This window comes from Luteibacter sp. P4_D7_3 (assembly GCF_056401735.1).
Genome location: NZ_JBFUIT010000568.1, coordinates 1 through 1331, shown reverse-complemented (window position 1 = coordinate 1331; position 1331 = coordinate 1). Strand labels below are relative to the sequence as shown.

The window sequence follows — 1331 nt, the reverse complement described above, 5'->3', positions numbered from 1 at the left end:
GTGCCAGCGTGATCCTCGCCGAACCGCCGTTCGCCAAGGTCGATGCCGGCGTGCCGGTCATCGCGGTGGAAAAGTTGCGCGAAAAGGCCGGCGCCATCGCCGCTCGTTTCTTCGGCGAGCCGTCGCAGGCGGTCGATCTGATCGGCGTCACCGGCACCAATGGCAAAACCTCCACGGTGCAGCTGATCGCGCAGGCGTTGGCCTTCCTTGGCCGCAAGCCGGCCACGGTGGGGACGCTGGGTGCCGGCATGCATGGTGCGGTCGTCGAAGGCGAGCGCACCACGCCGGATGCCATCAGCATGCAGGCGCTTCTTGCGGGCTTCCGCGATGCCGGTGCGTCGCACGTGGCGATGGAAGTGTCGTCGCACGCTCTCGAGCAGGGCCGGGTGAACGCGTTGGCGTTCGACATCGCCGTGTTCACCAACCTCACCCGCGATCATCTGGACTATCACGGCACCATGGAAGCGTACGGTGCGGCCAAGGCGAAGCTGTTCGCCTTCGAAGGCCTGCGCGCCGCGGTGATCAACATCGACGATCCGTTCGGCGCGAAGCTGGCCAAGGGTCTCGGCGAGGGTGTCGCAAAACTGCGCACCACGATGGCGGGCGAGAGCACCGACAAAGATGCCGAGGTCCGCGCCGACATCATCGTGACGTCGGCCAAGGGCCTCTCGTTCAACCTCAATACGCCGTGGGGCATGCGCACCGTGCGCAGCGCGCTGCTCGGCCGCTTCAATGTCGCCAACCTGCTTGCCGTCGCCGCCGTGCTCGGCGCGCTGGGCGAGCCGTTCGATCGCATCCACACCGCGTTGGAAGCCCTCGAGCCGGTCAATGGCCGCATGAGCCGCCTCGGTGGCGACGGTCGCAAACCCTTGGTCGTGGTCGATTACTCGCACACGCCCGATGCACTGAAGCAGGCCCTGCTGGCGCTGCGTTCGCATACCAAGGGCAAACTCATCTGCGTGTTCGGCGCCGGTGGCGACCGTGACCAGGGCAAGCGCCCGATCATGGCGGCGATCGCCGAGCGCCTGGCCGACGTCGTCATCGTCACCGACGACAACCCGCGCACCGAAGACGGCGACACCATCGTTGCGCAGGTCATGGGCGGCTTCGCACACCCTGACACCGTCCTGGTCGAGCGCGACCGCGCGCAGGCCATCGCCCTGGCCCTGGCCGACGCGAAAGCCGACGACGTCGTGCTCATCGCCGGCAAGGGTCACGAAACCTATCAAGAAGGTCCGCAGGGCAAGTTGCCCTTCGACGACCTCGCCGTCGCCCGAGAGGCGATGGCCAAAAGCACAAAGGGAGCCCGCGCATGATGCGCCTGTCCGCCG

At 67.2% G+C, this 1331-nt stretch carries 1 protein-coding gene; it reads left to right on the top strand.

Features of this window, described 5'->3' with window-relative positions; translation table 11 throughout:
* Nucleotides 1-1316 (top strand): UDP-N-acetylmuramoyl-L-alanyl-D-glutamate--2,6-diaminopimelate ligase (locus AC1DSN_RS22765; RefSeq protein WP_477333121.1); only part of this gene is annotated, 1316 nt, incomplete at its 5' end.
* Between the last annotated feature and the right edge of the window lie 15 nt (nucleotides 1317-1331).